General features: G+C 64.1%; 2 protein-coding genes. Both read right to left on the bottom strand.

What is annotated here, in order from left to right; genetic code table 11:
* The coding region (locus JHC57_RS20315; protein WP_294032408.1) for a 50S ribosomal protein L13 at positions 1-208 on the bottom strand (208 nt) is incomplete at its 3' end.
* A 181-nt stretch (positions 209-389) separates the two neighbouring features.
* On the bottom strand, positions 390-591 hold a 202-nt coding region (locus tag JHC57_RS20310; RefSeq protein WP_294032407.1), incomplete at its 5' end, for a hypothetical protein.

The following is a 591-nucleotide window of genomic DNA, read 5'->3' as shown; positions in this document are numbered from 1 at the left end:
TGAACGCCACCTTCTCGGCGTTGATGACGATGACATTGTCACCGCAATCGACGTGCGGGGTAAACGACGGCTTGTGCTTGCCGCGCAGGATGTTGGCGATGATCGTCGCGACGCGGCCCACAACAAGGCCCTCGGCGTCGATCAGCACCCATTTCTTTTCGACCGTGGCGACGTTTGCCGAAACGGTCGTCTTGGTCAGCGCCTTCATGGCACGCTCCTTGACAGATATGGACCGGAGCATCCCGGCCCTATTGCCGGCCGCCCCGAAACAAACCGCGCCGCCTGTCCGACAAGGACGAAGCGGCGCTTCGGAGCGGGCCAATGGCGAAAGCAACGCCGAAAGTCAAGCGCTGCGCGGCTTTGCTGACGGGTATTAGGGTACCTAGCCCTTATTGTGCGAGCTCCAGCGCACGAACCCGCTCTTCGACGAGGGTTCGTCCGTCGCCATCCGCCTCGACAATCCAGCTCTGCCGCTGTTCGCGCATGACGAGCCCGGTGGTGGTGTCGACGGTCCACAGATTGTCGATTTCGAGCGGCCGCGCGCCCGCCCCGACCTGCGCCGAGCGCGACCGGCTGGCGACCGCCGACATC

The sequence above is a fragment of the Sphingopyxis sp. genome (assembly GCF_016463645.1).
Lineage (GTDB): Bacteria > Pseudomonadota > Alphaproteobacteria > Sphingomonadales > Sphingomonadaceae > Sphingopyxis.
This window is presented reverse-complemented; position numbering and strand designations above follow the sequence as displayed.